The organism is Carboxydocella sp. ULO1 (genome assembly GCF_002049255.1).
GTDB lineage: Bacteria > Bacillota.
On the sequence record NZ_BDLQ01000099.1, the window covers coordinates 1 to 221 of the forward strand.

The window sequence follows — 221 nt, forward strand, 5'->3', positions numbered from 1 at the left end:
TACTTCCAGTAACCTATGGTTGAAGTATGCCGGGGTGATACTAACTTGAAAGGCACCCCTTCTTTTGTCGCTCTCCGATACATTGCTCCTACCATTTTCGCAAATGGAAAGTTAGAAGCCATGCGGTTAAACTTTTTATTAGTGTCCAGTCTGTCTTTGCCAAAGTTCAGGTTTTCTAAAACAATGGGTTTGCCTGAAAAGAATGCTATATCTACCACTAC

The 221-nt window shown here is 41.2% G+C and carries 1 protein-coding gene; it reads right to left on the minus strand.

All coding sequences use genetic code 11. The annotated features are described in order from the left end of the window. A partial coding sequence (locus tag ULO1_RS11235; protein WP_143325456.1) for an IS200/IS605 family accessory protein TnpB-related protein occupies positions 1-221 on the minus strand: 221 nt, incomplete at both ends.